Origin of the sequence: Stenotrophomonas sp. A3_2 (assembly GCF_036624925.1) — a bacterium.
Classification (GTDB): domain Bacteria; phylum Pseudomonadota; class Gammaproteobacteria; order Xanthomonadales; family Xanthomonadaceae; genus Stenotrophomonas; species Stenotrophomonas hibiscicola.
On record NZ_JAZKVY010000277.1, the window covers coordinates 18,404 to 44,667 of the forward strand.

A 26,264-nucleotide genomic window follows, 5' to 3' on the forward strand; every position below is an offset into this window, starting at 1 on the left:
ACGCATGGCGTGGATCTACTGTAGAGCCAAGCCCATGCTCGGCTGCTCTTCGCTGTCACGAGCGCGAATGCAAAGCCAGAAGCAGCCGAGCATGGGCTCGGCTCTACAGGATCACCCCTGCCCGGCCAGCGCGCGCAGGGTAATACCGACGATGTAGGCCAGGTAGGTGCCGGTGGCATAGCCCATCGTGCCCAGCAGCACGCCCACCGGCGCCAGCGCCGGATGGAACGCGGCGGCCACCACCGGCGCCGAGGCCGGGCCACCGATGTTCGACTGCGAACCGATGGCGAAATAGAAGAACGGCACCTTCAGCAGCTTGCCCAGGCACCACAGCAGCACGATGTGCACGGCGATCCAGATCAGGCCGAGCAGGAACAGCCACGGGCGGTCCAGCAACGCCAGCAGATCCATCTGCATGCCGATGCAGGCGATCAGGAAGTACAGCAGCAACGAACCCAGACGCGAGGCACCCGCGCCTTCCAGGTTGCGTGCGCGGGTGAAACTCAGGCTCAGGCCCAGGGTGGTCGACAGCACCACCACCCACACGAACGGTGCGTCCAGGCTGAACTGCGCGGCCCAGCTGACATTTGCCTTGAACCACGCCGCCAAGGGCGCACCGATCGCGTGTGCCAGTCCGACGCCACCGAAGGCCACGGCCACGATCAGCATCAGATCGGTGAGGCTGGGAATGCGCTCATGCTCGGCCTGGAAGCGCGCGATGCGCTCCTTCAGTTCATCGATGGCCGAGGTATCGGCGCCACTGCGTGCATCGATTTTCGCCGCACGACCGGCGAGGAAGATCAGCGCCGCCATCCACACATAGCCGACACCCACGTCGACCACGGCGAACTGGCCGAAGGTGGTCGCGTTGACGTCGAACACTTCGCGCATCGCCAGCATGTTGGCGCCACCACCGATCCAGCTGCCGGCCAACGCAGCCATGCCGGCCCAGGTGTCACCGGCCACGGTTTCCGGATGCACGGCGCGCATCAGCAGGAAGGCCACGACCGCCCCGAGCATGATGCTGGCCGATGCCCCCAGGTACATCAGCACCAGCTTCGGGCCCAGCCGCAGGATGCCCTTGATGTCCACCGCCAGGGTCAGCAGGATCAGCGCCGCCGGCAGCAGGATGTCGCGTGCGATCGGGTTGTAGAGCCGGGTGTTCTGCCCGTCGATCAGGCCGACGGTGTTGTAGATGCCGGGAATCAGGTAGCACAGCAGCAGCGCCGGCACGAAGGTGTAGAAGCGTTTCCACAGGCCCTGCTCGCGCGAGGCGGTCCAGAAAACGGCGCCGAGCGTGGCGGCGATCAAACCGAAGACGACGATGTCGTTCTGGATCAGGGCAGTCGAAGGCATGCAGGCGCTCTGGTAGAGCCGGCCGCTGGCCGGCTGCTGTTGGCGGCAGATAAGGTGTGCCGACCAACGGTCGGCACCCACCGGTAAAGCAGATGGTGAAACAGAAGCGCCGCCCCGGAGGGCGGCGCCGCAACCATCAGTTGCCGATGTGCTGCTTCAGCCAGGCATTGACGGTGTCATGCCACAGGATGCTGTTGTTCGGCTTCAGCACCCAGTGGTTTTCATCCGGGAAGTACAGGAACTTCGATTCGATGCCCTGGCGCTGGGCGGCGGTGAACGCGGCCAGGCCCTGCTCGACCGGGATGCGGAAGTCCTGCTGGCCGTGGATGACCAGGATCGGCTTCTTCCAGTCCGCCACGTGGTTGACCGGGTTGAACTTCTCGTAGTTCGCGGCCTTCTGGTACGGCGTGCCGCCCTGCTCCCACTCGGTGAACCACAGTTCTTCGGTGGCGTAGCCCATCATGCGCTGGTCGAACACGCCGTCGTGGTTGACCAGGCACTTGAACGGGCTGTTCCAGTTGCCGGCGATCCAGTTGACCATGAAGCCGCCGTAGCTGGCGCCCAGCGCACAGGCCTTGTCACCGTTGAGGAAGGAATACTTCTTCAGCGCCGCATCCCAGCCCTTCTGCAGGTCTTCCAGCGGGCGGTCGCCCCAGTGCTGGCTGATCGCATCGGTGAACGCCTGGCCGTAGCCGGTGGAGCCGTGGAAGTCGATCATCACCACCGCGTAGCCCTGGCCCGCATAGGTCTGCGGATTCCAGCGGTAGCTCCAGCCATTGCCGAAGCTGCCCTGCGGGCCGCCATGGATCAGGAACGCCACCGGGTAGGACTTGCCTTCCTGATAGTTGTGCGGCTTGACCACGTAGCCATGCACGGTGTCGTTGTTCCAGCCCTTGAACTCGAACTGTTCGTAGTCGCCGAAGGACACGTCCTTGAGTACGTCGCCAGCAGCCGGGGTCAGCGCGCGCAGTTCGCCGATCGGCTGGCCTGCGGCCGGCAGCAGTCCGACCAGCACCTGGTCGTTGCTCTTCAGGCTGTTGCGGGTGATCGCCACGCTGTTGCCGGCCACATCGACCGAGGTCACGCTGCCGTCGCCAACCAGCTTGGTGGCCTTGCCGCTGGCCACGTCGATCTGGAACAGCGGATGCTCGCCGAGGTCGTCGGCGGTGGTGTAGATGCTGGCGCCGTCGGCGGACAGGGTGATGCCGCCCGCCGAACGGTCCCACTGCGGCGCGATCTCGCGGGTCTTGCCGCTGGCCAGGTCCATCGCCATCAGGCCGAAGCGGTCGGCCTCGAAGCCCGGGCGCTTCATCGCACGATAGAACAGCGTCTTGCCGTCGGCGCTGAACACCGGGCCGGCATCCCAGGCCGGGTTGGAGGCGGTCAGGTTGACCGGCGCCTGCTTGCCCGCGGCGTCGAAGCGGTACAGATCGAAGTTGGTCGACCACGGTTCCTGCTTGCCGGCCACACGGATGCTGGCCACTACGCTGGCGCCGTCCGGCGACCACGCGAAGTCATCATTGCCGCCGAACGGCTTGGACGGCGCATCACCATCGATGGTCGCGCTCAGTGCCGAGGCGCCCTTGACTGCACCGGCCTTGGCCGCAGGCAGCGGAGCGACGAACAGGGTGTTGCGGCGGCCGTCGTTCCAGGTGTCCCAGTGGCGCACGAACAGCGAATCCCATACCTGGCCGCTGGCCTTGGCGTCCTTCTTTTCCTTCAGCTTCTTCTCGGTGCAGGCCAGGTCCGAGGCGCAGGCCTGGAACACGCCGGCGCTGAACAACACGCGGTCGTCCTGCGGCGACACGTGGTAGCTGTCCACGTCGACCGGGAAGTCGGTCAGCTGGCGCGGAGTACCGCCGTTGATAGGCTGCGCGTACAGCTGCTGGCTGCCGTTTTTGGCGCTCAGGAAATACACCGTCTGGCCATCGGCCGACAGCGAGGCGGAATTGACGTTCCAGCCGGCCGGGGTGATCTGCTTCGGCGGCGCTGCGTCGCGGGTGCGCAGGTTGCGCGCGAACAGCGCGGTGGAGGCCTTCAGGTTGGCGTCCACGCTGCGCTTGGCGAACACCACGGTGCCACCGTCTGCGGTCAGCACCGGCGCGGAAACGCGGTCCATCGCCACCATGTCGCGGACTTCCAGGCCACGGGCAGCGGCAACACTGGGCAGGGCGGCCAGCAGGCTCAGTGGCAGCAGGGCATGACGCAGTTTCATCGGGGTCTCCGCAGGACGGCAAAAAACCGATGGTAGGCCCGCATGGCCGGGGCTGCCAAGGCCATCGGTCATGGCTGCAGGCGGGCAATCGCCATAAACAGCAAACCCCGCCGAAGCGGGGTTTGCGGTACTGCCGGGCGCGGGGCGGGCACCCCGGGGGTGAAGGGGGTGCGGGCGGGGCCGCCCCCGGGGGCGCCCCCTCCCGTACTTGCGGCCGCCCGGGGGCGGCCACCCCGGGGTATCCGGGGTGCCCGGGTTGGCGGGCCCGCGGTCGGCACTACCCGTCCCTTACGCCTTGGCGTACTTGCCGGTGCGGTAGATCAGCCAGCCGACCAGGAACAGCACGGCCAGGCCGATCCACTGTGCGCCCGGCAGGTGGAACGGCACTGCCAGCACATCGGCGCGGCTGCTGACCACGATCGGAATCGCGATGGCGATGCCCATCAGTGCCTCACCGGTGATCAGGCCGGCGGCAAACAGCACGCCCGGCTTGTGCACGCGGTCGCGGCCTTCTTCGTCATCGGCGCGCACCCTGTGGAAGCGCTCGACCAGATGGGCGATCAGGCCGCCGAGGAAGATCGGCACCATCAGTTCCAGCGGCAGGTAGATGCCGATGGCGGCGGCCAGCACCGGCACGCGGAAGCGCGCGTTGCGGGACTTCAGCCAGCTGTCGAAGGCGATGATGGCAGCGCCGACCACAGCACCGATGCCGATGAAGGTCCACGGCAGTTCACCACCGAACAGGCCCTTGGCCACCGAGGCCATCAGGTTGGCCTGCGGCGCAGCCAGCGCGTTCGGGTGCAGCTCGGACTTCACGCCGATGCCGTAGGCAGTGGCCAGCAGGTTCAGTACCGGGGCCATGATCAGCGCGCACGAGAACGCACCGATGCCCAGCATCAGCTGCTGCTTCCACGGGGTGGCACCGACGATGTAACCGGCCTTGAGGTCCTGCAGGTTGTCACCACCGACCGCAGCGGCACAGCACACCACCGCACCGATCATGATCGCGGCCACCGCGCCCAGCGGCGCCCCGCCGGCACCGACCGGCTTGAGGCCGTCAGCGCCCAGCAGCACGACCAGCACGGCCGACGCGAACAGGATGGTGGAGATGGTGATGCCCGAGACCGGGTTGTTGGACGAACCGATCAGGCCGGCCAGGTAGGCGGAGACCGAGACGAACAGGAAGCCGGCGACGATCATGATGAGGGTCATCGGGATCGACACGTGCCACTGGCCGACGATGGCCTGGTACAGGGCCAGCAGCGGCAGCACGAACGCCACCAGGGCAACCAGCATCCACTTCATCGGCAGGTCGCGCTCGGTATGCGCCAGCACCGGGCCACCGCTCTTGCGGGCGGCGGCAAAGCCGCTCTTGACGCCGTTGAGCAGCGACTTGCGCAGCGAGATCAGGGTCCAGATGCCACCGATCAGCATCGCGCCGACACCCAGGTAGCGCATCTTCGCGCCCCAGATGGCGAACGCCGCCTCGGTGGACGAAGCCGCGGCAACCGACGCGGCCAGCGCCGGATCGGTGTTCATGAAGAACGCCTGGTAGATCGGGATGGCGATGTGCCAGGTCAGGATCGAACCGGACACCACCACGATGCCGACGTTGAGGCCGACGATGTAGCCCACGCCCAGCAACGCCGGTGACAGGTTGGTACCGATGAAGGCGGTGACCTTGGAGCTGCCGACATAGGCCGAGGTGGCCCAGGCATCTGGAATCAGGCGCATCCCGCTTTCCGCGGCCAGCTTGACGAAGGCGCCGATCACCGCCGACAGGCCGAGGATCTTCAGGCCCGGGCCCGGGTTCTCGCCGGCCTTGAGCACTTCGGCCGCCGCCTTGCCTTCCGGGAACGGCAGCGGATCTTCGACGATCATCGAACGGCGCAGCGGCACCGAGAACAGCACGCCCAGCAGGCCGCCGAGGCCGGCGATGCCCAGCACCCACCAGTACTTGAAGTCCGGCCAGTAGCCCATGATCACCAGCGCGGGGATGGTGAAGATCACGCCGGCGGCGATCGACGAACCGGCCGAAGCGCCGGTCTGCACGATGTTGTTTTCAAGGATGGAGCCACCGCCCAGCAGGCGCAGCACGCCCATGGAAATCACCGCGGCGGGAATGGCGGTGGCGATGGTCAGGCCTGCGAACAGGCCGAGGTAGGCGTTTGCGGCCGACAGCACCACCGCCAGCACGATGGCCAGGGCCACTGCGCGGAAGGTGAGCTGCTTGGGCGCAGCGTCGTGGTTCATGGAAGCCCCTGCTGGCAAAAAATCCCTGCCACGCTAGCGTTCAGGGGGCGGCAAGTCCAGTGCGGTTGGTACCGGCTGGCAAGCCCTCGCCCAGCGCTGCGCCCTAGCAGGCCCCTGGCCCCTTCAGATGTGTCGTGTTTGACCAAGTTGTGCACAGGGCACCGGTGCGTCGGAGCGGGGGGGCCCTTGACCCCAATCCCCCGACGCCCCCGGCCCATCGGGCGATGCGCGCCAGGCGGGGGGGTTTGCGATTCAGCACCTGCTTGAGTCGATTCCCGGAATCCAACACCGTGCACTGCCACCAACACAACGTCGGCAAGGAGACCGCATGGCAGACGCACCATTGATCACGATGATGCGTGCCCTCCTCGTTGCAGCGGGCGCGATGCTGTGCCTGCTGCTGGGTATAGGCAACGTCAACGCCTACAGCGGGTTCGGCACCGCGGTGATCGAGGATCGGGAAGGAATACCTTGTTTCGGCCTGCCGCCGCGGGCACTGGAATGGGTCCGATCGCCCCGTATCCTGCAAGCGGTGATCGTGTATCACCACGACACGGTGAAGGCATGGTCGTTCATGTACGACCTGACTCCCGTAGAGCCTTTGGCACCGGGCCAGTGCATCGTCTACGGCGATCTGCCAGCCTCGGCCACGCTGCGCACTTCTCCACAGCCATTGATTCCTGCAACCTTGTACGAGGTCTACCTCAACGCTCCCACCAATGGCCCAATCAGGGGCTACACGGCGAAGTTCTGCCTGAAAGCTGCGCCTGACGGATCGACTCGGGTGATCCCCATCAGGTACGACAAGCGGACGGGTTGGAGCGCAGCTGTCTGCCAACCCTGACGGGCTACGCAGCAGAACGTTATGTTATATCCTGTCACGCCGGTCGAACATCCCACGTGGCCTCTTCCCCCTCCCTCCGCCTTGCCTCCATCGACCAGCTGCGCGGCACCGTGATGCTGTTGATGTTGCTCGACCACGTGCGCGAGACCTTCTTCCTGCAGCACCAGGTAAGCGACCCGATGGACGCGGCGACGGTCTCCCCTGCGCTGTTCACCTGCCGTCTGCTGGCGCACCTGTGTGCGTCCGTGTTCGTCCTGTTGACCGGCCTGTCGGCCTGGCTGTACGGCCAGCGCCAGGCGGATCCGCGCCGGGCCACCGCAGCCTTCCTGCTCAAGCGCGGGCTGTTCCTGGTCGTGCTGGAACTGACCCTGGTGAACTTCGCCTGGACCTTCCAGCTGCCGCCGGACACGCTGTACCTGCAGGTGATCTGGGCCATCGGGCTGAGCATGATCGCGCTGGCCGGGCTGCTTTGGCTGCCACGCCCGGCACTGCTGGTGCTGGCAATCGCGGTGGTGGCCGGGCACAACCTGTTCGACGGCTTACGGGTGCAAGGCAATGGCCTGCTGGCGGTGCTGTGGAAAGTGCTGCACCAGCGCGACTGGATCGAGGCCGGTGCGCTGCGCCTGCGCACGTCCTATCCGCTGCTGCCGTGGATCGGGGTGATCGCACTGGGCTACCTGATGGGGCCGTGGTTCGGTCGCGAGCGCGCGCCAGAGCAGCGCCAGCGCTGGCTGCTGTGGGCAGGCATCGGCGCGCTGGCCCTGTTCGCACTGCTGCGGTTCGCCAACCAGTACGGGGATGCACCGTGGCAGTACCAGACCACCACGCTGCGCACCTGGCTGAGCATCCTCAACATCACCAAGTACCCGCCGTCATTGCAGTTCCTGCTGCTGACCCTGGGCGTGGGCCTGCTGTTGCTGCGCCTGTACGAATGGCCGCCCCTGGCGCTTGCGCTGCGCCCGCTGGCCGATATCGGCGCCGCGCCGATGTTCTTCTACCTGCTGCACCTGTATGTGCTGAAGGGGCTGTACTTGGCCGCGCTGGCGATCTGGGGACCGACGCACGGTGACCTGTACGCACTGGATTCGGTGACCGGCCTGCTGCTGGTGGCCTGTGCGCTGGCGGTGGTGCTGTACCCGCCGACGCGGGCCTTCGCGCGGTTCAAAGCGCGAAGGCGCGATCTGCCGTGGTTGCGATACCTGTGATCGCCCAGACCAGTCCGGCAATCCACGCATGGCGTGGATCCACTGAAAGCGGATCGGGCCACAGGCCTATAATTCCGCGATGAATTCCACCGCTATCGCTTCCGACGATTTCCTGGGCCACCCCAAGGGCGTCTACGTCTGCTTCTTCACTGAAATGTGGGAGCGCTTCTCCTTCTACGGCATGAAGGCGCTGCTGCTGCTGTACCTGACCAAATACCACCTGTTCGGCGACAAGGCCGGCCTGGACCTGCTCGGCGCCTACGGCGGCCTGGTGTACTGCATCCCGGTGTTCGGCGGCATGCTGGCCGACCGCTGGCTGGGCATGCGCCGGGCGGTGCTGTTCGGCGGCATCCTGCTGGTGCTCGGCCACCTCGGCATGGCCTTCGAGGGCCATGCAGCCTACCGGGTGAACGGCGAAGTGGTGCGCGACACCTCGGCACTGGCGGTGACCTACCTGTCGCTGGCGCTGATCATCATGGGCGTCGGCTTCCTCAAGCCGAACATCTCCACCATCGTCGGCAAGCTGTACGCCAAGGACGATCCGCGCCGCGATTCGGGCTTCTCGCTGTTCTACGCCGGCATCAACCTCGGTGCGCTGTTCTCATCGCTGGTGTGCGGCTTCCTTGGTGAGGCCTACGGCTGGAAGTATGGATTCGGTGCGGCCGGCGTCGGCATGCTGGCCGGCCTGGCAATGTTCCTGTGGGGCCAGAAATACCTGCAGGGCCACGCCGAACCGCCGCAGCCGGCAGCGCTGAAACAGAAGGTGCTGGGCCTGCCGCGCGAATGGCTGATCTACCTGTGCGCGGTGCTCGGTGTGCTGCCGGTCGCCTGGCTGATGTGGGCCGCCGGCAATGGCGCGTTCGCGCTGGGCGGTGAAATCAGCCTGGCGCTGATGCTGATGCTGGTGGTGCTGGGCGGCGTGCTGGTCTGGTTCGCCTGGTTCACCGGCACGAAATGCACGCCGGTGCAGCGTCAGCAGATGATCGCGCTGATGGTGCTGATCTTCATGGCGCTGGTGTTCTTCACGATGTACGAGCAGTCCTACGGCTCGTGGGTGACCTTCACCGACCGCCTGCTGACCAAGGACATCGTGCCCTCGCTGGTGATCACCGGCGGCACGCCGCTGCCGTGGTCGATTCTCTCGCTGCTGCTGGCACCGCTCGGCTTCGTGGTCAGCGCGCGCCTGTCGGAACGGCGCCCGGGCTCGGCTGCGCCGCGCACGTTCTTCGCCGCCATCGTCGTGCTGATGCTGGTGCTGCTGGTGCGCGACTGCCTGGTGATCCCGCAGACCGCAGGCTCGCTGACCTACCTGGGTGGCCTGTTCCTGGTGCTGCTGGCACCGGCCTTCGCCGCACTGTGGACGTGGATGGACCGCCGCGGCTGGGAACCGGGCAAGCCGGTCAAATCGGCCTGGGGTCTGGTGATCGGCGCGCTGTCGTTCGTGCCGCTGGCACTGGCCGCACAGCAGGTCGGCGCTACCGGCGAGATGGCCAGTGTGTGGTGGCTGGTGCTGGCCTACTTCCTGCTGGCCAGTGGCGAGATGTGCCTGTCGCCGGTCGGCCTGTCGGCGGTCACCCAGTTGGCCGTGCCGCGGGTGATGAGCCTGATGATGGGCACCTGGTTCCTCGCCACCGCCTTCTCGGAGACGCTGGCCGCGCTGTTCGGCAAGCTGGCCGCGATCGAGGTGCCGGAAGGCGAATCGCTGGACATGGTGGCCGCCGCCGGCGCCTATGCGCACCTGTTCTGGCTGCTGATGTGGATCGGTTTGGGCTGTGCGCTGGCCGCCTTCATTGCCGCGCCGCTGCTGAAGAAGATGATGCACGGGGTCAAGTAAGCCCGGTGCAGGCGAAATCCGGGGCGGCGGATCGATCATCCGCCGCTCCCGGCGTGCTCAGGGCGCGCTGCTCTTTTCCGCAGGCGCGGCCTGCGCGGCCACCTGTCCCCCCAGGCTGCGCGAGAGGAAGGCCAGCAACCTGCTGTAGTACGTGCGTTGGTTGGCAGGCGAATAGAAGCCATGCCCTTCGTTCCTGACGTACAGGGTTTCCACCGGCGAACCCGCCTTCTTCAATGCCGCTTCCATGCGTTCGCTGTGCACGATCGGCGCACGCTGGTCCTGGCCACCTGCGGCCAGGAATACCGGCACCCGTACCTGCGCAGCCAGATTCACCGGGGAACGCTCTGCCAGATCCTTGGGCGATCCCAGCCAGTTGCGCAGGTAGGCCAGGCCTGACTCATCACTCTGGATATCTCCGCGGGCGTACATCAACGGCAGATCGTAGATGCCGACGTAGCCGGCCGCGCACTGGTAGAGGCCTGGTTCGCGCACTGCCCCCATCATCGCCGCATAGGCACCGTAACTGGCCCCGTAGATGCAGATGCGGTTCTTGTCGGCCACGCCCTGGTCGATCGCCCACCGCGTGGCATCGGTGACGTCATCCTGCATCGACAGCCCCCATTGCTTGCGCGCAGCCTGCATGTGGGCCCGGCCATAGCCGGAAGATCCGCGGAAATTCACCTGCAACACCGCATAGCCTGCCGCCGCCAGCATCTGTGCCTCGGTGTCGTAGGTGCCATCGTCGGCAACGCCGATCGGGCCTCCGTGTGGCACCACTACCATCGGCAGCGCACCGGCCTCGTGGCCATGCGGGACGGTAAGGAAACCATGCAGCGGACGCCCGTCACGCGCCTTCAGGCTGATCGGACGCACCTGCGCGGCCAGCGCAGGGTCGATCCAGTCGCTGCGGCTGATCAGGTGCCGAGCACTCTTGGCCACCGTGTCATAGAGATAGAAATCGCCTGGGTTGCTGCCTGACCAGGTTTCCACCAGCACCGTCCTGCCATCGCGCGTGCTGGAGGTGATGTAGACCGCTCCGCCCAGGCCCGCTTCGAGGCTGCGGTAAAGGCGGGCTTCGTCCGAGGCATCATCGAAGAATGCCGTTCGCGGTGCACTGCCAAGGAACAGCGCCCCGACCGGTACGCGGCTGCCGGGGCGCCGGATGATGCGCGCAGGGTCGGCCGTCCCATCGCGCAGCACGGTGCGTCGCTCATTGCTGTGCGGATCCCAGCTCACAATGGCGTCAGGCCCGTCTGCCTGCTCGACCTGCAGGTACGCCAGGCGACCATCGGCCGAAAAGCCGAGCGGCAGCTCGATGCGCTTGCTCAGGGATTCATCGTTGAGCAGGATCCAGTCGCTGTTGCTGCCCGTGCGGTAATAGAGCTTCTGCGTGCCGTCGGTAACGACAGCGCGCGCGAACCGCACCTCGCCCTGCTCATCGGTCGTGAAGTCCGCATCGGGAATGGGAGCCCGTGCCACCGCATTGCGGCGACCGGTGATCACGTCCATGCGCTCGACCTGTGCATGCGAACTGCCGACCAGCGGGATTACCGTCACCAGTGCGTTGCGGTCGTCGTCCTTGAGTTCATCACTGAGGTACGCGGCCACCAGGCCCGCCGGCTTGACCTTGATGTTGGTACCCAGGCTCTGGTCGGCAACCCGGTAACCCACCAGCAGCTCGCCGCCCTTGCCATTGGCATTGATGCCGAACAATTCGCCAGTCGGCGTCGGCCGCTCCAGCACCCCGAACTTCTGTGCCATGCCGACCAGAAGCCGCTCGTTGCTGACCCAGTCGAAGGTGTGGGCGTGATCGTTGCGGGGCGGGCGGAAGCTGCCCACCATCTTCATGTCGGCAATGCGGTAGATCGCCAATGCGGTCCCGGCCTCCAGCGGAACCGTCGCGGCGATGTACTCGCCCCCCGGTGAAATCTTGATGTCGGTAAACGACTCCTGCCGCAGATAGCGATCCAGGTCCAGCGTCGCCGCCGATGCTCCGCCCACAACCGCTCCCAGCAGTACAGCAAGCACAATCCTGCGCATCCTTCCCCCATGGAAAACCGGACACCCTGTCCGGATGCACGATTCTAGGCACGTGACCGTTTGCCGCGCCACATCGGCAGAAAAAACGACGGCACCGTTGCCGGTGCCGTCGTTACCACTACCTTGGAGAGAGAGTCAGGACGTGGGTTCGGGGGGCATGCGCCGGGTCAGTGGACCCCGCGCACCGCCAACGTTAGGGCCAGGATGCTGAGGATCACGGCGATGGTGCCGTCAAGCACACGCCAGGTGCTGGGCTTGGTGAACAGCGGCGCCAGCAGGCGTGCGCCCAGTCCCTGCGCGGTCAGCCAAAGGCAGCTGGCGGTCACCACGCCGGCGGCGAAGGCCATGCGGGCGTTGCCGAAGTTCTCGGCGATCGAGCCGATCACCATCATGTCCAGCCAGAAGTGCGGGTTGATCAGCGAAAAGCCGACTGCGGCCATCAGCACCGCGCGGCGGCTGCCGTCGTCGCTGTCAGCCTCGCCCATGCCACCGCCACCCGCGATCGCACGGCGTGCCGACTTCATCGCATACCAGGCCAGGAAGGCCACGCCGGTCCACAGCACGGCGCTGGTCAGCCACGGCAGCGCCGAGGTGAGCGTGCGCAGGCCGGCCACGCTGGCGAAGATGAAGATGGCATCGATGGCCGCGCAGGTGGCGACCACCGGCACGATGTGCTTGCGCAGGATGCCCTGGCGCAGAATGAAGGCGCTCTGGGCGCCGACCACGGCGAACAGGCCGATGCCGGTGGCTGCACCAGAGAACCAGGCACCGAGGCCGGTGCTGGCGGAGATGACCGAGAACATGGGATTCACTGCCTTGTATTGCTTGGGGGGGACGGTGCCTCGCGAAGGCGGACAGCACCGGAACGGACGCCATTGTCGCGCCGCAACATGGAAAAGACGAGCTAAACTTCCTAAACCAACATTAGCGGAGCTTAATTCGATGCGCATCGATCATGCCCAGCTGCGCGCCCTGGCCGCGGTGATCCGCGAAGGCAGCTTCGACCGCGCCGCACAGTCGTTGAATGTCACGCCCTCGGCCATCTCGCAGCGGGTCAAGGCACTGGAGGACCGGATCGGCCGCCTGCTGGTCAAGCGCGGCACGCCTGCCACCGCCACCGCCGAGGGGCAGCTGCTCGTTCAGCTGGCCGAGCAGACCGCCCTGCTCGAACACGATGCGCTGCACCGGATGGGCCTGGCCGATGAGGATCTGCCCCAGGCCAGCATCCCGGTGGCGGTGAACCACGACAGCCTGGAAACCTGGTTTCCGCAGGCCGCCTACCAGTTCGCGCAGACCACCGGCACCACCCTGGACCTGCGTGTGGAAGACCAGGACCACACCGTGGAGCTGCTGCGCCAGGGCACGGTGCTGGGCGCAGTGACCACGCTGGACGAGCCGGTGCAGGGCTGCCAGATCCATGCGCTGGGCAGCATCCGCTACGCAGCGACGTGCACCCCCGAATTTCGCGAACGCCACTTCGCCAAGGGCGTGACCGCGCAGGCGCTGGCACAGGCACCGGTGCTGGTATTCAACCGCAAGGACGACATGCAGTCGCGCTTCGCCCGGCGCATGGCCGGCGACGACCTGCCCAGCACTGCACCGACCTGGTGGATTCCGTCCACGCGCGCCTTCGTGCAGGCCAACCTCGGCGGACTGGGCTGGACCATGAACCCGCTGCCACTGGTCAAGCGGCACCTGGACGCCGGCCGCCTGGTCTACGTGCGCCAGCGCGCGTGGGAAGACGTGCCGCTGTACTGGCAGCACTGGAAGGGCGACGTGCAGACCATGGCCCTGCTCACCCGCGCGGTACTGGATGCCTCCTCGGCGCTGATCCGGCGCAAGCGCTGAGTTGGCTTCTCAGGGGGTGTAGATCTTGGTTGACAGGCGCTTTCGGCTCACGGGGTCAAAATGCGAGACGATCGCGACACCAGATAGCGCACTTGCCAGCCGCCAGGTGCACTTTTTTTACGTAGGCTGGAAGGCTTGTCATCTGTGAGTCAAACCGAATGGAACTTCCTGACGAAATCTATGAGCAGGTCACTGACCTCTCAGAGCAGGGAAACGTCCTCATGGATGCCGATGACCATGCTGGCGCGACTCGGTGCTGGCTGCAGGCTTTAGAAGCGTTGCCAGCTCCTGCCAAGGATTGGGAGGCCTACACTTGGCTCTGTGCTTCACTTGGAGACGCGAGCTTTCTTTCCGGTGACGTAGTGGCCGCCCTGAAGTACTTCATGGATGCATTGAATGGTCCGGACGGGCGTGCCAATCCCTTCATTCTGTATCGCGCTGGCCAATGCAACGAACTTCTGGGGCAGCGGGATCGGGCCCTTGAATACCTGCTCAGGGCGTATGCACTGGACGGCGAGGACATATTCAACGCTGACGATGAAGGCGGGAAGTATCTTGCCCTGCTGCGACAGCAGGGCCTTACTTCGCCCTGATACCACCAAGCCGGCCAAGCGCTGAGAATACCGCGCCTGGTCGCCAGGACGTGGCCAGTCCTCAGCCATGGACGAATCAGGGCGAGAGCGACTTAATCTCCTCCGTCCCTTTTTTCTCCGCTCTTCTGTGCGTGACCGGGGTCCGTTCCGGGGCGCCCGGTTGTGCCAGCATCGCAGCACCCGACACGGAGCGCCGCGATGCAGACCGATCCGCTGTTCCTGCACATCCGGGTGGTGATGGGCATCATCCTCGGCCTGTCGATCACCACCGTGCTCAAGGGCCTGGCGCAGATCATCGAGCATCCGCAGCGCCGCGGCTGCTCGGCCCTGCACCTGGGCTGGGTGGCGTGGACGCTGATATCGCTGGTGACCTTCTGGTGGTGGGAGTTCCGCCTCATCGAGGTGCACCGCTGGACGTTTGAAACCTACCTGTTCGTGATTGTGTACTGCGCGACCTGGTTCCTGCTGTGCGCGCTGCTGTTTCCCGACGACCTGCGTGAATACGGCAGCTACGGGAACTATCTCATGCAGCGCCGGCGCTGGATCTTCAGCGTGGTGGCTGCACTGACCCTGCTCGACCTGGTCGATACCGCCATCAAGGGCAGCAGCCGCTGGAAGCTGCTGGGAGCCGCGTACCCGTTGCATGCCGTGTTGATGCTGGCGGTGGCGGTGCTCGGCTGGCGACTGCGCAGCCAACGCACACAGCTGCGCCTGGTGCTGGCAACGCTGGCTTACCAGATCGGCTACTTCGCCGTGGAGTACTTCACCGTCGGCAGTGACTGACCGGGGTGCAAGCGCCTGCTGAAAGCCTTTCACTGCCACGCCGCCGGGCGACATCGGCATCAGCGGCACCGATCCCCCCTATCCCCTGCTGCTGCGGGGCCTCCATCCAATCTCCATCAACCCTACACATCGATTCCATGCGCCATGCAGATACTCAGCGGCCGATCACCGCAAGGATGCCCTGCATGCCTGTATTCGTCCGCGACGCCCGCCCCGAAGATACCGCCGCCTGCATCGACCTGCGCGGGCGCACCCGTGAGAACGCCTTCAGCGCGGCCCAGCTTGCGGAACGGGGCATCACGGTGGACAGCTGGGCGGCCGGCATCGCCCAGGGCGATTCGATCGGCCGCATCGCCTGGGACGGCGAGCGCATGGCCGGCTACTGCTTCGCCGACCGTGACAGCGGCGAGGTGCTGGTGCTGGCCCTGCTGCCGGACTACGAGGGCCGCGGCATTGGCCGCCAGCTGCTGCAGGACGTGGTCAGCCTGACCCGCGATGCCGGCCACCAGCGGCTGTTCCTGGCCTGCTCCGCCGACCCGCGTTCGCGCTCGCATGGCTTCTACCGCCGCCTGGGCTGGCGCCCGACCGGCGGGGTCGATGAGGCCGGCGACGAGATCCTTGAGCTGGTCTGATCCCACCGTTGCCGGGCGTCGCCTGCCGTCCATGTGACAGCGCCGCGAAACGTCGGATGCTGCGTTGCATCAAAAAAGGACCGGATCCGGTTAGAATCGCGGATGGATGCTGCAAGGCGTTGTTTCTTCACGCCCTTTCCCTGCCCCACGCGCATCCTGACCCCTTCCCCTCCGCCAACGATCCCGCCCCCATGAAGAAATTTGGCAAGGCTCTTCTCGCCCTGCTCGTGCTGCTGTTGCTGGCCGCCGCGCTGTTCCTGTACTGGCCGCTGACCCAGCGCTCGGTGCCCGCCGCCAGCAACGACAAGCCCGTCGATGTTGTGCTGGTCGGCGCCGGCATCATGAGCATCACCCTGGCCACCTACCTGCAGGAACTGCAGCCGGACTGGAACATCCAGGTCTACGAACGCCTCGACGGCGTCGCCGGTGAAAGCTCCGACGGCTGGAACAACGCCGGCACCGGCCATTCGGCCTTCGCCGAACTGAACTACACCCCGGAACTGCCCGATGGCAGCATCGAGACCAAGCGCGCGGTCGGCATCGCCGAATCGTTCGAGGTCTCGCGCCAGTTCTGGTCGCACCAGGTCAAGGAAGGCCGCCTCAGCCGGCCCAGCGACTTCATCAACCCGACGCCGCACATGAGCTTCGTCTGGGGCGATGACAACATCGCCTACCTGCACAAGCGCCAGCAGGCGCTGGTGAAGAACCCGCTGTTCTACGGCATGCAGTACTCTGAAGATCCGGCGCAGATCAAGCAGTGGGCCCCGCTGCTGATGGAAGGTCGTGACCCGAAGCAGAAGGTTGCCGCGACCTGGATGCCGCTCGGTACCGACGTCAACTTCGGTGTGATCACCCGCCAGCTGACCGCCGGCCTGCAGCGCAGCCCGAACTTCAGCCTGCACCTGAACCATGAAGTGACCGCGCTGCGGCAGAACGCCGACAAGAGCTGGAACGTCACGGTGAAGGATCTCAAGGCCGGCACCGAAACCACCACCCACACCCGCTTCGTCTTCATCGGTGCCGGTGGCGCCGCGCTGAAGCTGCTGCAGATGTCGGGCATTCCGGAATCGAAGGACTATGCCGGCTTCCCGGTCGGTGGCCAGTTCCTCGCCTTCCAGGGCCAGGACGTGACCTCGCGCCATGGCGTGAAAGCCTACGGCATGGCCGAGACCGGTTCGCCGCCGATGTCGGTGCCGCACCTGGATGCGCGCAAGCTGGACGGCAAGCCGGTGGTCCTGTTCGGGCCGTTTGCGCTGTACAGCACCAAGTTCCTCAAGCACGGCTCGTGGTGGGACCTGTATTCCTCGGTGACCCACAACAACGTTGGCCCGATGCTGGAAGTGGGCAAGGACAACCTGGACCTGGTGCAGTACCTGATGGGCCAGGCGCGTCTGAACGATGCCGACCGCCAGGCCGAGCTGGTCAAGTACTTCCCCAATGCCAAGCCGGGCGACTGGAAGCTGGTGACCGCCGGCCAGCGCGTGCAGATCATCAAGCGTGACCCGCTGAAGGGCCCGGTGCTGCAGTTCGGCACCGAGATCGTGACCGACAAGGACCACACCCTCGCCGCCCTGCTCGGCGCCTCGCCGGGTGCGTCGACCTCGCCGCCGATCATGCTGGACCTGATGGCCAAGGCCTTCCCGGAGCAGATGAAGGCCGGCTGGGAAACCCGCCTGCGCGAGATCGTGCCGTCGTACGGGCGCAAGCTCAACGACAGCCCGGCGCTGGTGAACGAGATCCGTACGCTGACCAGCCAGACCCTGCAGTTGCCGTACCTGGAGGTGCCGGTGGATGCGAACGCGGCATCGCCCGCGGCGGCCACGGTGCCGGCACAGGCCAAGGAAAAGCGCAACGCCAATGAGGAACTGCAGGCGCTGTAAGCCCGCACGTTCCTTTCGATGCAAACGGACGGCCACCTTCGGGTGGCCGTTCGCGTTTGTGCGGTGACAGGTCGGATCCCTCCCGCACGTGAGGGCTCTGACCTGCGCCTGGGCACCGGGGTGGAGCCAGGGCCCATTGCCTCCGTCAACGGGATCCGACCCCGGCCCAGCCGCTGCCATGCGCCTGAAAGCCCTTCCTCAGTGACACGAATTGTAATGTTGTTAAGAATTATTTACATTTGCACCCCGCGCAGTGACCGCGCGCCTTAGCAGCCGGACCTGACCGTGCCCGAAGCCGCCGCCCGGGTGCCGGACGACTGTTGCCGCCCTTCCCCGCCTCCACGCTCCGAGCCGCCCATGTCCCCGAATTTCCCCAATCGCCAGCCCCGCCGCGCGCTGCTGCCGGCCGCCCTGCTTTCGTCGCTGACCGTGCTGGGCGCGCCCAGCGCGTTCGCCGCCGCCGAAGGCGCCGCCGACGCCAAGACCCTTGATCGGGTCAGCGTGCGTGCCGAGCAGTCCGCTCCGCCGGCCAGCACTACGCGCCTGCCGATCACCCTGCAGGAAACCCCGCAGTCCGCCACCGCCATCAGCCTGCAGCGCCTGCAGGACGAATCACTGTTCAGCATCAACGATGTGATGCGCAACGTGACCGGCGTCAGCGTGTCCTTCTATGACACGCAGCGTCCGCTGTACTACGCGCGTGGCTTCGCCATCACCGACTTCCAGGTCGACGGCATCCCCACCTACAGCGGGTCCACCAACCAGGAATACGACACCGCCTTCTACGACCGCATCGAAGTGATCCGCGGCGCCAACGGCCTGCTCAGTGGCGCTGGCGTGCCGTCGGCCACGGTCAACCTGCTGCGCAAGCGCCCCGGCAAGGAATTCGACGCGTCATTCGCGGTCAGCGCCGGCAGCTGGGACTTCCGCCGCATGGAAGCCGACGTGACCGCGCCGCTGACCGATGATGGCCGTTTCCGCAGCCGCGTGGTCGCCGCCTACACCGACCGCGGGCTGTACTACGACCGTTACGACGAGAACAAGATTGCCGGCATGGCGGTGCTTGAAGGCGATGTCAGCGACAGCACCACGGTCACCGTCGGCTACCAGACCCAGGACAACAACCCGACCGGTTCGACCTGGGGCACCGTGCCGTTCTTCGACAACCAGGGCAATTTCGCCCATCTGCCGCGCTCGACCAACCTGTCGCCGAAGTGGAGCTACTGGAAGCGCGAGAGCAACACCGCCTTCGCCAACCTGGAACAGCGTTTCGGCGACAACTGGCTGTTGAAGATCAACACGGCCTACACCCGCGGCAACGTGCAGAACGTGCGCCTGTACGGCACCGGCAACCCGGACCCGGTGACCGGATCGGGCATCTACCTGCGTGCCGCCGCCGGTGATTCGAAAGACACCCGCCGCAATGTCGATGCTTACCTGACCGGCAGCTTCCCGCTGTTCGGCCGCGACCACGACCTCACGGTCGGCGCCCAGTGGTCGGATCTGGAAGGGACCACGAACACCTTGGCGCTGAACTTCCCCGGCGACTGGGCCACCTGCGGGCGTGAGCGCTGCTACTACATCCCCAATGTGTACTCCTGGAACGGCGACATTTCCGAGGTGACCTACACCCGCACCGGCGCACGCCGTGTAGCGAAGACCACGCAGAGCGGCGTCTATCTGGCCACCCGCCTGCGCCTGGCCGATCCGCTGTCGCTGATCGCCGGTGCACGCCTGAGCCGGTGGGAAACCCTCACCCGCTCCTACAACGCCGCCGGCGCCTATACCGGCACCAGCGGTGCGTACAAGGTGAGCGATGAAGTCACTCCGTACGTGGGCCTGGTCTACGAGATCACCCCGAACGTGTCGGCCTATGCCAGCTACACCGAGATCTTCAATCCACAGAACTACAAGGACCGCAACGAAAACCTGCTGGCGCCGGTGCAGGGCTCGAACCTGGAAGCGGGCATCAAGACGCAGTGGTTCGATGGCCGCCTGACCGCAAATGCCGCTGTGTTCGAGGCCAAGCAGGACAACTATGCTGTGCGTGACATGGGTGTGCCGGAGGGTTCGCTCAGCGATGGCACCTCCGCCTACGTCGGCGTCAACGGCACCAAGGCGCGCGGCTGGGAGATGGACGTCAACGGCGAGATCCTGCCGGGGTGGACGGTCAATGCCGGCTACACCCACGTCAAGGTCACCCGAGCGGCTACCGACCTGCTGTACGCCAATCCGCCGAAGGATCTGCTGCAGCTCAACACCCAACTGCAGCTGCGCGGCGCGCTGGAACGCCTGAGCGTTGGCGGCGGCCTGCAGTGGCAGAGCAAGGTGCAGGGCTACAACATCGCCTACCCGCTGGGCGGCACGGTCACGGTGAACCAGCCGGCGTACATGCTGGTGCAGTTCAACGCCAACTACCGCATCAGCGACAGCTGGACCGCAACGCTGAGCGTGCGCAACGCACTGGACAAGACCTACTGGGCCAACCTGGACTACAACAACTACGGCGAGCCGCGCTTCGTGTCGGCCAGCCTGCGCTGGAAGTTCTGAGCAACCCGCGACCCGGTGGGTGCCTGGTGGGTGCCGACCGTTGGTCGGCACGCCCTCCGCCACGACCCACCGTCGTGGCCTACCTGAATGGGCCCGCCTCCGCTCGGGCCTTTTTTGCTGCACTGCGGGTTGCACTCCGCTCCGTAATTATGCCGTAATTATTCCAACGCCAGTCGGAAGCCCGTCGATGAACCCGAGTTGGGATACGTTGGAGCGCAGCCGCCAGGCGCGCCTGGAGCGGGCCGCGCCGTGGGCGCGCGGCCACCAGGTCGCCGCCGGGGACGTGGGTGAACTGCTGCACGCGCTGCTGGAGCCCGGCGACAAGGTCTGCCTGGAAGGCAACAACCAGAAGCAGGCCGACTTCCTGGCACAGGTGCTGGCCGGCCTCGATCCGGCACGAGTGCACGACCTGCACATGGTGCAGTCGGTGCTGTCACTGCCCTCGCATCTGGATGTGTTCGAGCGCGGCATCGCCTCCCGGCTCGACTTCTCCTTCTCCGGCCCCCAGTCGGTGCGGCTGGCCAACCTGGTCGCCGAGGGCCGCATCCAGATCGGTGCCATCCACACCTACCTGGAACTGTTCGGCCGCTACTTCATCGACCTGACCCCACGGGTGGCGCTGGTCACCGCGCAGGCCGCCGACCGCCACGGCAACCTCTACACTGGCCCGAACACCGAAGACACGCCGGTGATCGTCGAAGCCACTGCGTTCCGGGGCGGGATCGTCATCGCCCAGGTCAACGAGATCGTCGACAGCCTCCCCCGCGTCGATATTCCTGCGGACTGGGTCAACTTCGTGGTGCAGGCGCCGAAGCCGAACCATATCGAGCCGCTCTTCACCCGCGACCCGGCGCAGATTTCCGAGATCCAGGTGCTGATGGCAATGATGGCCATCAAGGGCATCTACGCCGCGTACGGCGTGAATCGTTTGAATCACGGCATCGGCTTCGATACCGCCGCCATCGAACTGCTGCTCCCCACCTATGCCGAATCGCTCGGGCTGAAGGGAAAGATCTGCCAGCACTGGGCACTGAACCCGCACCCGGCACTGATTCCGGCGATCGAATCGGGCTTCGTAAAGTCGGTGCATTCGTTCGGTTCGGAACTGGGCATGGAGAAATACATTGCCGCGCGCGGCGATGTGTTTTTCACCGGAGCCGACGGCTCGATGCGTTCCAACCGCGCGTTCTCGCAGACCGCAGGCCTGTATGCCTGCGACATGTTCATCGGTTCCACCCTGCAGATCGACCTGCAGGGCAACAGTTCCACTGCCACCCGCGACCGCATCGCCGGCTTCGGTGGCGCACCGAACATGGGCTCGGACGCACGTGGCCGCCGCCACGCCAGCGAGGCCTGGATCAAGGCCGGCCAGCAGGCCGCACGCCCGGGCGAGATGCCACGCGGGCGCAAGCTGGTGGTGCAGATGGTGGAAACCTTCCGCGAGCACATGGCCCCGGCCTTCGTCGAGCGCCTCGATGCCTGGGACCTGGCCGAGCGCGCACAGATGCCTTTGCCGCCGGTGATGATCTACGGCGATGACGTCAGCCATGTGCTGACCGAGGAAGGCATCGCCAACCTGCTGCTGTGCCGCACGCCGGAGGAACGCGAACAGGCGATCCGCGGCGTATCCGGCTACACCGCCGTCGGTCTTGGCCGCGACCGCGCGATGGTGGAGAACCTGCGCGACCGTGGCGTGATCCGTCGCCCGGACGACCTGGGTATTTCGCCGCGCGACGCCAGCCGCGATCTGCTGGCCGCACGCTCGGTGAAGGACCTGGTGCGCTGGTCCGGTGGCCTCTACGACCCGCCCAAGCGCTTCCGCAACTGGTAAGGACAGAGCATGGATACCCTCGACTATCGATTCGACGGCCGCACCGCCGTGCAGTTCCCGCGCGATGCGGTGCTGGTGGGCGTGCTGGCGTCGGGCAACCTGGAAATCCTGCTGGAACCGGTGGCGCAGCAGGGCGCGATGACGGTGCGCGTCATCACCGCCGCGCAGGGCTTCGGCAGCATCTGGCAGGCGGTGATCAACGACTTCGCAAAGCGTCATCCGCTGCGCGATGTGCGCGTCTCGATCAACGACGCCGGTGCGACCCCGGCCGTGGTCAGCCTGCGCCTCGACCAGGCCGTCGAAACCCTGCTGGCCGGAGGCACGCCATGAGCCACGTACAGCGCCACAGCTACTACGAAGCCGATGCGCGCGAACGCATCGCCGCGCTGGTTGACGCCGGCTCGTTCCGCGAGTTCCTTGGCCCGGCGCGGCGGATGATGAGCCCGCACCTGGCCCAGCTGGACCAGCCGGCCGCGTTCGACGATGGCATCGTCGTCGGCGAGGCCACGCTGCGCGGCAAGCACGTACTGCTGGCCGCGCAGCAGGGGCAGTTCATGGGCGGTGGCGTGGGCGAAGTGCATGGCGCCAAGCTGACCGGACTGCTGCGCCGTGCGGCGCACACCCGCCCTGACGGCGTGCTGCTGCTGCTCGATACCGGCGGCGTGCGGCTTCACGAAGCCAATGCGGGCCTGATTGCGATCTCCGAAATCATGCGCGCCACCCTGGACGCGCGTGCAGCGGGCGTGCCGGTCATCGCGCTGATCGGCAGCGGCAACGGTGCGTTCGGCGGCATGGGCATCGTCGCCCGCTGCTGCACCACGGTGATCATGTCCGAGGAAGGCCGGCTGTCGTTGTCCGGACCGGAAGTGATCGAGACGGTACGCGGCGTCGAAGAGTTCGACTCGCGCGACCGTGCACTGGTCTGGCGCGTGACCGGCGGCAAGCACCGCTATCTGATCGACCAGGCACAGGTGCTGGTACCCGACGCCATCGAAGCCTTCGCGCAGGCCGCAAGCAATGCGCTGCAACCCGATGCCACCAGCACGGATACCGATGCTGCGCTAGCCGCGCTGCAGGAACGCCATGCGGCGTTGAAAGCCCGAATGCAGGCCTGGGGCGACTGCCGCGATGGGCTGGAAATCTGGGCCCGCCAAGGCATCGCCGAACCCGAACGACTGCCGTTGCTGGACACCGACGCCTTCCTTGCCGCCACCGCCGCCCGGAGGCTGCCATGAGCGCACCGCTGCAGTCTCTGCTCGATGCCTTGTTCCCGCGTGGCCATCGTATCGACATCCAGGATTCGGTGCTGACCGGTACCGCCACCACCGACGATGGCGAGGTGACCGTGATCGGCACCACCGATCGCATCGAGGTTGGCGTCGACCATGCATTGGCGCTGGCCGGGACCGTGCTTGCCAGCACCGCCGCACACCCGCAGCGGTCGATCGTGATGCTGGCGGACACTGCCGGCCAGCGCCTGGCGCGCCGCGATGAGCTGCTGGGCATCAACGGCTACTTCGCGCATCTCGCGCAGGCTCTCGATCTGGCCCGCCGCCGTGGCGCGCGTCTGGTCACCCTGGTCTACGGCGAATCGGTGAGCGGCGGATTCCTGTCCTTCGGCCTGATGGCCGACCACATCCATGCCCTGCCCGATGCACAGGTACGGGTGATGGACCTGCGCGCGATGGCCCGGGTAACCAAGCAACCGCTGGAGAAGCTGCAGGCACTCAGCCAGAGCTCGCCGGTGTTCGCGCCGGGCGTGGCCAACTACGTGGCGATGGGTGCGGTGGAATCGCTGTGGGATGGCGATCTTGCCCAGCACCTGCTGCGGGCCCTGCGCACACCCAGCGACGGCGATGCACGCGCGGCGCTGGCTGCACAGCGCGGCGGTCGTGCACTGGCGGCGGATGTTGCAGATGCGGTGGCCCGCAGCGATGCCTGATCAGCCCGCACGCCACATGCTGGTCTGGCTGTCGGCCCACGCCGACTGGCGGGCCGACGTGGCTGCGCAGGAACCGCGCCTGGCAGCGTGGTTCGCGCAGGGTCTGCCGGCCATGGTGGCGCGCCGCGCCGCGGATGACCCCGACCCGCGCCTGCGCTTGGGCGTGCCGCTGCCACCGGGCGAAGGCAAGCTGCGCCTTGCGCTGCGCGTGCCGCAGCAGGATGTGCAGCGCCTGCAATTGCCGCCCGCACTGGACGCGGTACTCACCCGGGGCGTGCCAACCGACTGGCAGAGGGCCCTGCACGCACTGGCGAGCGTTGCACCGGCACGCGTGTTCGGCGCCTTCGCCTGGCAGCACCTCAGCGGCCTGCCCTATGTGCACGCATGCTCGGACATCGACCTGCTGTGGCAGGTTGAGAGCCGTACGCAGGCCGACGCGCTTGCCGCACGCCTGAACGCCTGGGAGCACGCGCATGCCCGCCGGGTCGATGGTGAACTGTGCCTGCCTGATGGCGGCGCGGTGAACTGGCGCGAGTTTGCCGGTGACAGCCGCCAGGTGCTGGTGAAGCGCCTGGAGGGTGCTGCACTGGACGTCCGCGAGCGCCTGTTCGAGACTGCCGGAGCGGCGGCGTGAGCGCGGTCTTCCAGTCCCGGCTGCAGGATGCAAACGCGATCGACAGCGCGCGTCTGGGCCGCTTGGCCATCACCAGCCTGCATGCCGAACTGGCCTGCGCGCCCAAGCCAGGGCTGGTCACCCCCTTCGATACCGGCAGCCATGACGACATGGACGCCGGTACGTTCCTGCGCAGCCTGTTCTCGCTGCGCCACTTCTTCACCGCGATTGCCGACGCCGGTGCCGCTGACGCGCCGTTCGCCATCCTGCGCGCGCACGGTATCGCCGCCGAGCACGCGATGCTGCGCGCCACTGGCGGTATCAATACCCACCGCGGCGCCATCTTCAGCCTGGGCCTGCTGGTCGCCGCTGCCGCACGCTGCCGCCGCCAGCAGGGCCACGCCGCGCCGGCCGCGCAGGTCTGTCTGGCCGTGCAGCACTGGGCTGATGCGTTCGCCACGGCACCGCTGGATGCCTCCAGCCCCGGCCAGCGCGCGCGCGTGCGCCACGGCGTACCGGGCGTGCGCGAACAGGCCGCCGCCGGTTACCCCGTGTTGCGCGACTTGGCCGTACCGACCCTGCGCCATGCCCTGCACACCGGCCTGCCGCGTGACGCGGCGATGTGCCAGACCTTGATGCAGTTGGTCGCGCACGTGGACGATCTCAACCTGCTGCACCGTGGTGGCGCCGACGGCCTGGCCTGGGCGCAGCAGGAGGCGCGCCGCTTCATCGAAGCGGGCGGTGCCTTCGCACCCGGCTGGCAGTTACGCCTGCACCGCGTGGGTGAGGGCTTCATCGCGCGCCGCCTGAGTCCCGGTGGCAGCGCCGACCTGCTGGCCTGCAGCTGGTTCCTGCTGCAGCAGGAGGGCGCATGAGCCTGGCCCTGCTCTGCCCCGGCCAAGGTGCGCAGCATGCGGCGATGTTCGACCGCGTGCGCGATCTGCAGGCCGCGCGCGACGTACTGGAGACCGCCAGCGCAGTGCTTGGACGCGATGTGTTCGCGGCGGCCGCTGACGAATCGCGCTTCGGCAATGCACTCGCGCAGCCCCTGCTGTGTGCAGCCAGCCTCGCGCACTGGCAGGGACTTCGCGAAGCAGTGCCAGCACCGGTGCTGGTGGCCGGCTACAGCATCGGTGAACTGGCGGCGCATGTGGTTGCCGGCAGCGTTGATGCGAGCACCTGCCTGAGCCTGGCCGCGCAGCGCGCGCGGCTGATGGATGCCGCCAGCCCTGCCGATGCAGGCCTGCAGGCCGTGCTGGGGCTGGAGCGCCATATCCTGCAGCCGCTGTGTGATGCACACGGCGCACATTTGGCCATCGCCAACGGCCGCGATCACTTCATCGTCGGCGGCACGCAGACCGCTCTGCAGGCGCTGGCCGATGACGCTCGCGCGCAGGGTGCGGAGATCCGCCCGCTGCCGGTGCATGTGCCCGCGCATACGCCGCTGCTCCGCTCTGCTGTCGCACCGTTCGCCGCCGCACTCGATGCCTCGGCGCTGCAGGGCCCACGCTTGCCGCTGCTGGCCGGCATCGATGCGCGTCCGGTGCGGGATCGCGCAACGGCGGTCCACACGCTGTCGTTGCAACTGGCGCAGACCATCGAGTGGGCGCAGGTGATGCGCCAGGCCTACGAGCGCGGTGCGCGGGTGTTCCTGCAGCTGGGCCCGGGCAATGCCTTGGCCCGCATGGTCGCGTCCGATTATCCGTGCTGCGAGGTGCGCGCGGTGGAAGAGTTCCAGAGCCTGGCCGGCGCCGCGGCATGGGTCCGCAGCGCGCTGGAACGGCTTCAGTAACGGGTTCGAGCAGTACGTATCACGCAATACGCCGTACGTCGCCTTACCCCGGG

The 26,264-nt window shown here is 66.7% G+C and carries 21 protein-coding genes; 16 read left to right on the plus strand and 5 right to left on the minus strand.

All coding sequences use genetic code 11. The features are described 5' to 3' along the window. Positions 1-111: 111 nt before the first annotated feature. From R5H29_RS13415 to R5H29_RS13425, 3 genes are all read right to left on the minus strand, one after another. Positions 112-1,356 carry a DUF819 domain-containing protein gene (locus R5H29_RS13415; protein ID WP_019659320.1) on the minus strand — a complete coding sequence of 415 codons (1,245 nt, stop codon included), beginning with the start codon at positions 1,354-1,356 and terminating at the stop codon, positions 112-114. Between the two features lie 136 nt (positions 1,357-1,492). After that, positions 1,493-3,571 carry a S9 family peptidase gene (locus R5H29_RS13420; RefSeq protein WP_019659321.1) on the minus strand — a complete coding sequence of 693 codons (2,079 nt, stop codon included), beginning with the start codon at positions 3,569-3,571 and terminating at the stop codon, positions 1,493-1,495. A 288-nt stretch (positions 3,572-3,859) separates the two neighbouring features. Continuing rightward, on the minus strand, positions 3,860-5,824 hold the full coding sequence (locus tag R5H29_RS13425) for an OPT family oligopeptide transporter (RefSeq protein ID WP_021203105.1): 1,965 nt from the start codon (positions 5,822-5,824) through the stop codon (positions 3,860-3,862). 328 nt (positions 5,825-6,152) lie between these two features. Between R5H29_RS13425 and R5H29_RS13430 the strand changes: the two genes are divergently transcribed. The 3 genes from R5H29_RS13430 to R5H29_RS13440 all read left to right on the plus strand — a co-directional run bounded on the left by R5H29_RS13430 (position 6,153) and on the right by R5H29_RS13440 (position 9,707). Then, entirely contained in the window at positions 6,153-6,668 is a 516-nt protein-coding gene (locus R5H29_RS13430; RefSeq protein ID WP_021203104.1) for a hypothetical protein, read from the plus strand. A 56-nt stretch (positions 6,669-6,724) separates the two neighbouring features. Then, entirely contained in the window at positions 6,725-7,873 is a 1,149-nt protein-coding gene (locus R5H29_RS13435; protein WP_332329280.1) for a heparan-alpha-glucosaminide N-acetyltransferase domain-containing protein, read from the plus strand. A gap of 79 nt (positions 7,874-7,952) precedes the next feature. After that, the gene (locus R5H29_RS13440) at positions 7,953-9,707 is read left to right on the plus strand and encodes a peptide MFS transporter (protein ID WP_019659324.1); all 1,755 of its coding nucleotides are present in this window, start codon (positions 7,953-7,955) and stop codon (positions 9,705-9,707) included. Positions 9,708-9,764: 57 nt separating this feature from the next. Here the strand turns inward: R5H29_RS13440 and R5H29_RS13445 are convergent, their stop codons facing one another. Together R5H29_RS13445 and R5H29_RS13450 are read right to left on the minus strand one after the other, a co-directional pair. Next, on the minus strand, positions 9,765-11,747 hold the full coding sequence (locus R5H29_RS13445; protein WP_134730378.1) for a S9 family peptidase: 1,983 nt from the start codon (positions 11,745-11,747) through the stop codon (positions 9,765-9,767). 167 nt (positions 11,748-11,914) lie between these two features. Beyond that, the gene (locus R5H29_RS13450) at positions 11,915-12,550 is read right to left on the minus strand and encodes a LysE/ArgO family amino acid transporter (RefSeq protein ID WP_019659326.1); all 636 of its coding nucleotides are present in this window, start codon (positions 12,548-12,550) and stop codon (positions 11,915-11,917) included. Positions 12,551-12,689: 139 nt separating this feature from the next. Here R5H29_RS13450 and R5H29_RS13455 point away from each other — a divergent pair, with 139 nt between their 5' ends. From R5H29_RS13455 to mdcH, 13 genes are all read left to right on the plus strand, one after another. After that, a complete protein-coding gene (locus R5H29_RS13455) occupies positions 12,690-13,595 on the plus strand; it encodes a LysR family transcriptional regulator ArgP (protein WP_019659327.1) in 906 nt (301 codons plus the stop codon). 158 nt (positions 13,596-13,753) lie between these two features. Beyond that, positions 13,754-14,188 (plus strand): hypothetical protein, encoded by a 435-nt coding sequence (locus tag R5H29_RS13460; RefSeq protein ID WP_308304934.1) that lies wholly within the window; start codon positions 13,754-13,756, stop codon positions 14,186-14,188. A gap of 198 nt (positions 14,189-14,386) precedes the next feature. Continuing rightward, positions 14,387-14,971, plus strand: a complete 585-nt coding sequence (locus R5H29_RS13465; RefSeq protein WP_021203099.1) for a hypothetical protein — start codon at positions 14,387-14,389, stop codon at positions 14,969-14,971. A gap of 185 nt (positions 14,972-15,156) precedes the next feature. Further along, complete coding sequence (locus R5H29_RS13470; protein WP_332329281.1) at positions 15,157-15,603, plus strand: GNAT family N-acetyltransferase; 447 nt, start codon at positions 15,157-15,159, stop codon at positions 15,601-15,603. 191 nt (positions 15,604-15,794) lie between these two features. Then, positions 15,795-17,483 (plus strand): malate dehydrogenase (quinone), encoded by a 1,689-nt coding sequence (mqo, locus tag R5H29_RS13475; RefSeq protein WP_100477724.1) that lies wholly within the window; start codon positions 15,795-15,797, stop codon positions 17,481-17,483. 357 nt (positions 17,484-17,840) lie between these two features. Continuing rightward, positions 17,841-20,033, plus strand: coding sequence for a TonB-dependent siderophore receptor (locus tag R5H29_RS13480; RefSeq protein WP_332329282.1), 2,193 nt, complete (start codon positions 17,841-17,843; stop codon positions 20,031-20,033). Between the two features lie 187 nt (positions 20,034-20,220). Beyond that, the gene (gene mdcA / locus R5H29_RS13485; protein ID WP_021203095.1) at positions 20,221-21,864 is read left to right on the plus strand and encodes a malonate decarboxylase subunit alpha; all 1,644 of its coding nucleotides are present in this window, start codon (positions 20,221-20,223) and stop codon (positions 21,862-21,864) included. Between the two features lie 9 nt (positions 21,865-21,873). Next, positions 21,874-22,194: a malonate decarboxylase acyl carrier protein gene (gene mdcC, locus R5H29_RS13490; RefSeq protein ID WP_332329283.1), complete on the plus strand. Its 321-nt coding sequence runs from the start codon at positions 21,874-21,876 to the stop codon at positions 22,192-22,194. After that, the gene (locus R5H29_RS13495; protein WP_332329284.1) at positions 22,191-23,099 is read left to right on the plus strand and encodes a biotin-independent malonate decarboxylase subunit beta; all 909 of its coding nucleotides are present in this window, start codon (positions 22,191-22,193) and stop codon (positions 23,097-23,099) included. Before mdcC ends, R5H29_RS13495 begins: the two co-directional genes overlap by 4 nt. Next, the gene (gene mdcE, locus R5H29_RS13500) at positions 23,096-23,806 is read left to right on the plus strand and encodes a biotin-independent malonate decarboxylase subunit gamma (RefSeq protein WP_021203092.1); all 711 of its coding nucleotides are present in this window, start codon (positions 23,096-23,098) and stop codon (positions 23,804-23,806) included. The genes R5H29_RS13495 and mdcE overlap by 4 nt, the downstream gene beginning before the upstream one ends. Then, complete coding sequence (gene mdcG / locus R5H29_RS13505; protein WP_111098258.1) at positions 23,799-24,440, plus strand: malonate decarboxylase holo-[acyl-carrier-protein] synthase; 642 nt, start codon at positions 23,799-23,801, stop codon at positions 24,438-24,440. The genes mdcE and mdcG overlap by 8 nt, the downstream gene beginning before the upstream one ends. Further along, entirely contained in the window at positions 24,437-25,294 is an 858-nt protein-coding gene (gene mdcB, locus R5H29_RS13510; RefSeq protein WP_180876126.1) for a triphosphoribosyl-dephospho-CoA synthase MdcB, read from the plus strand. The genes mdcG and mdcB overlap by 4 nt, the downstream gene beginning before the upstream one ends. Beyond that, on the plus strand, positions 25,291-26,211 hold the full coding sequence (mdcH, locus tag R5H29_RS13515) for a malonate decarboxylase subunit epsilon (RefSeq protein ID WP_332329285.1): 921 nt from the start codon (positions 25,291-25,293) through the stop codon (positions 26,209-26,211). Before mdcB ends, mdcH begins: the two co-directional genes overlap by 4 nt. The last annotated feature ends 53 nt before the right edge of the window (positions 26,212-26,264 follow it).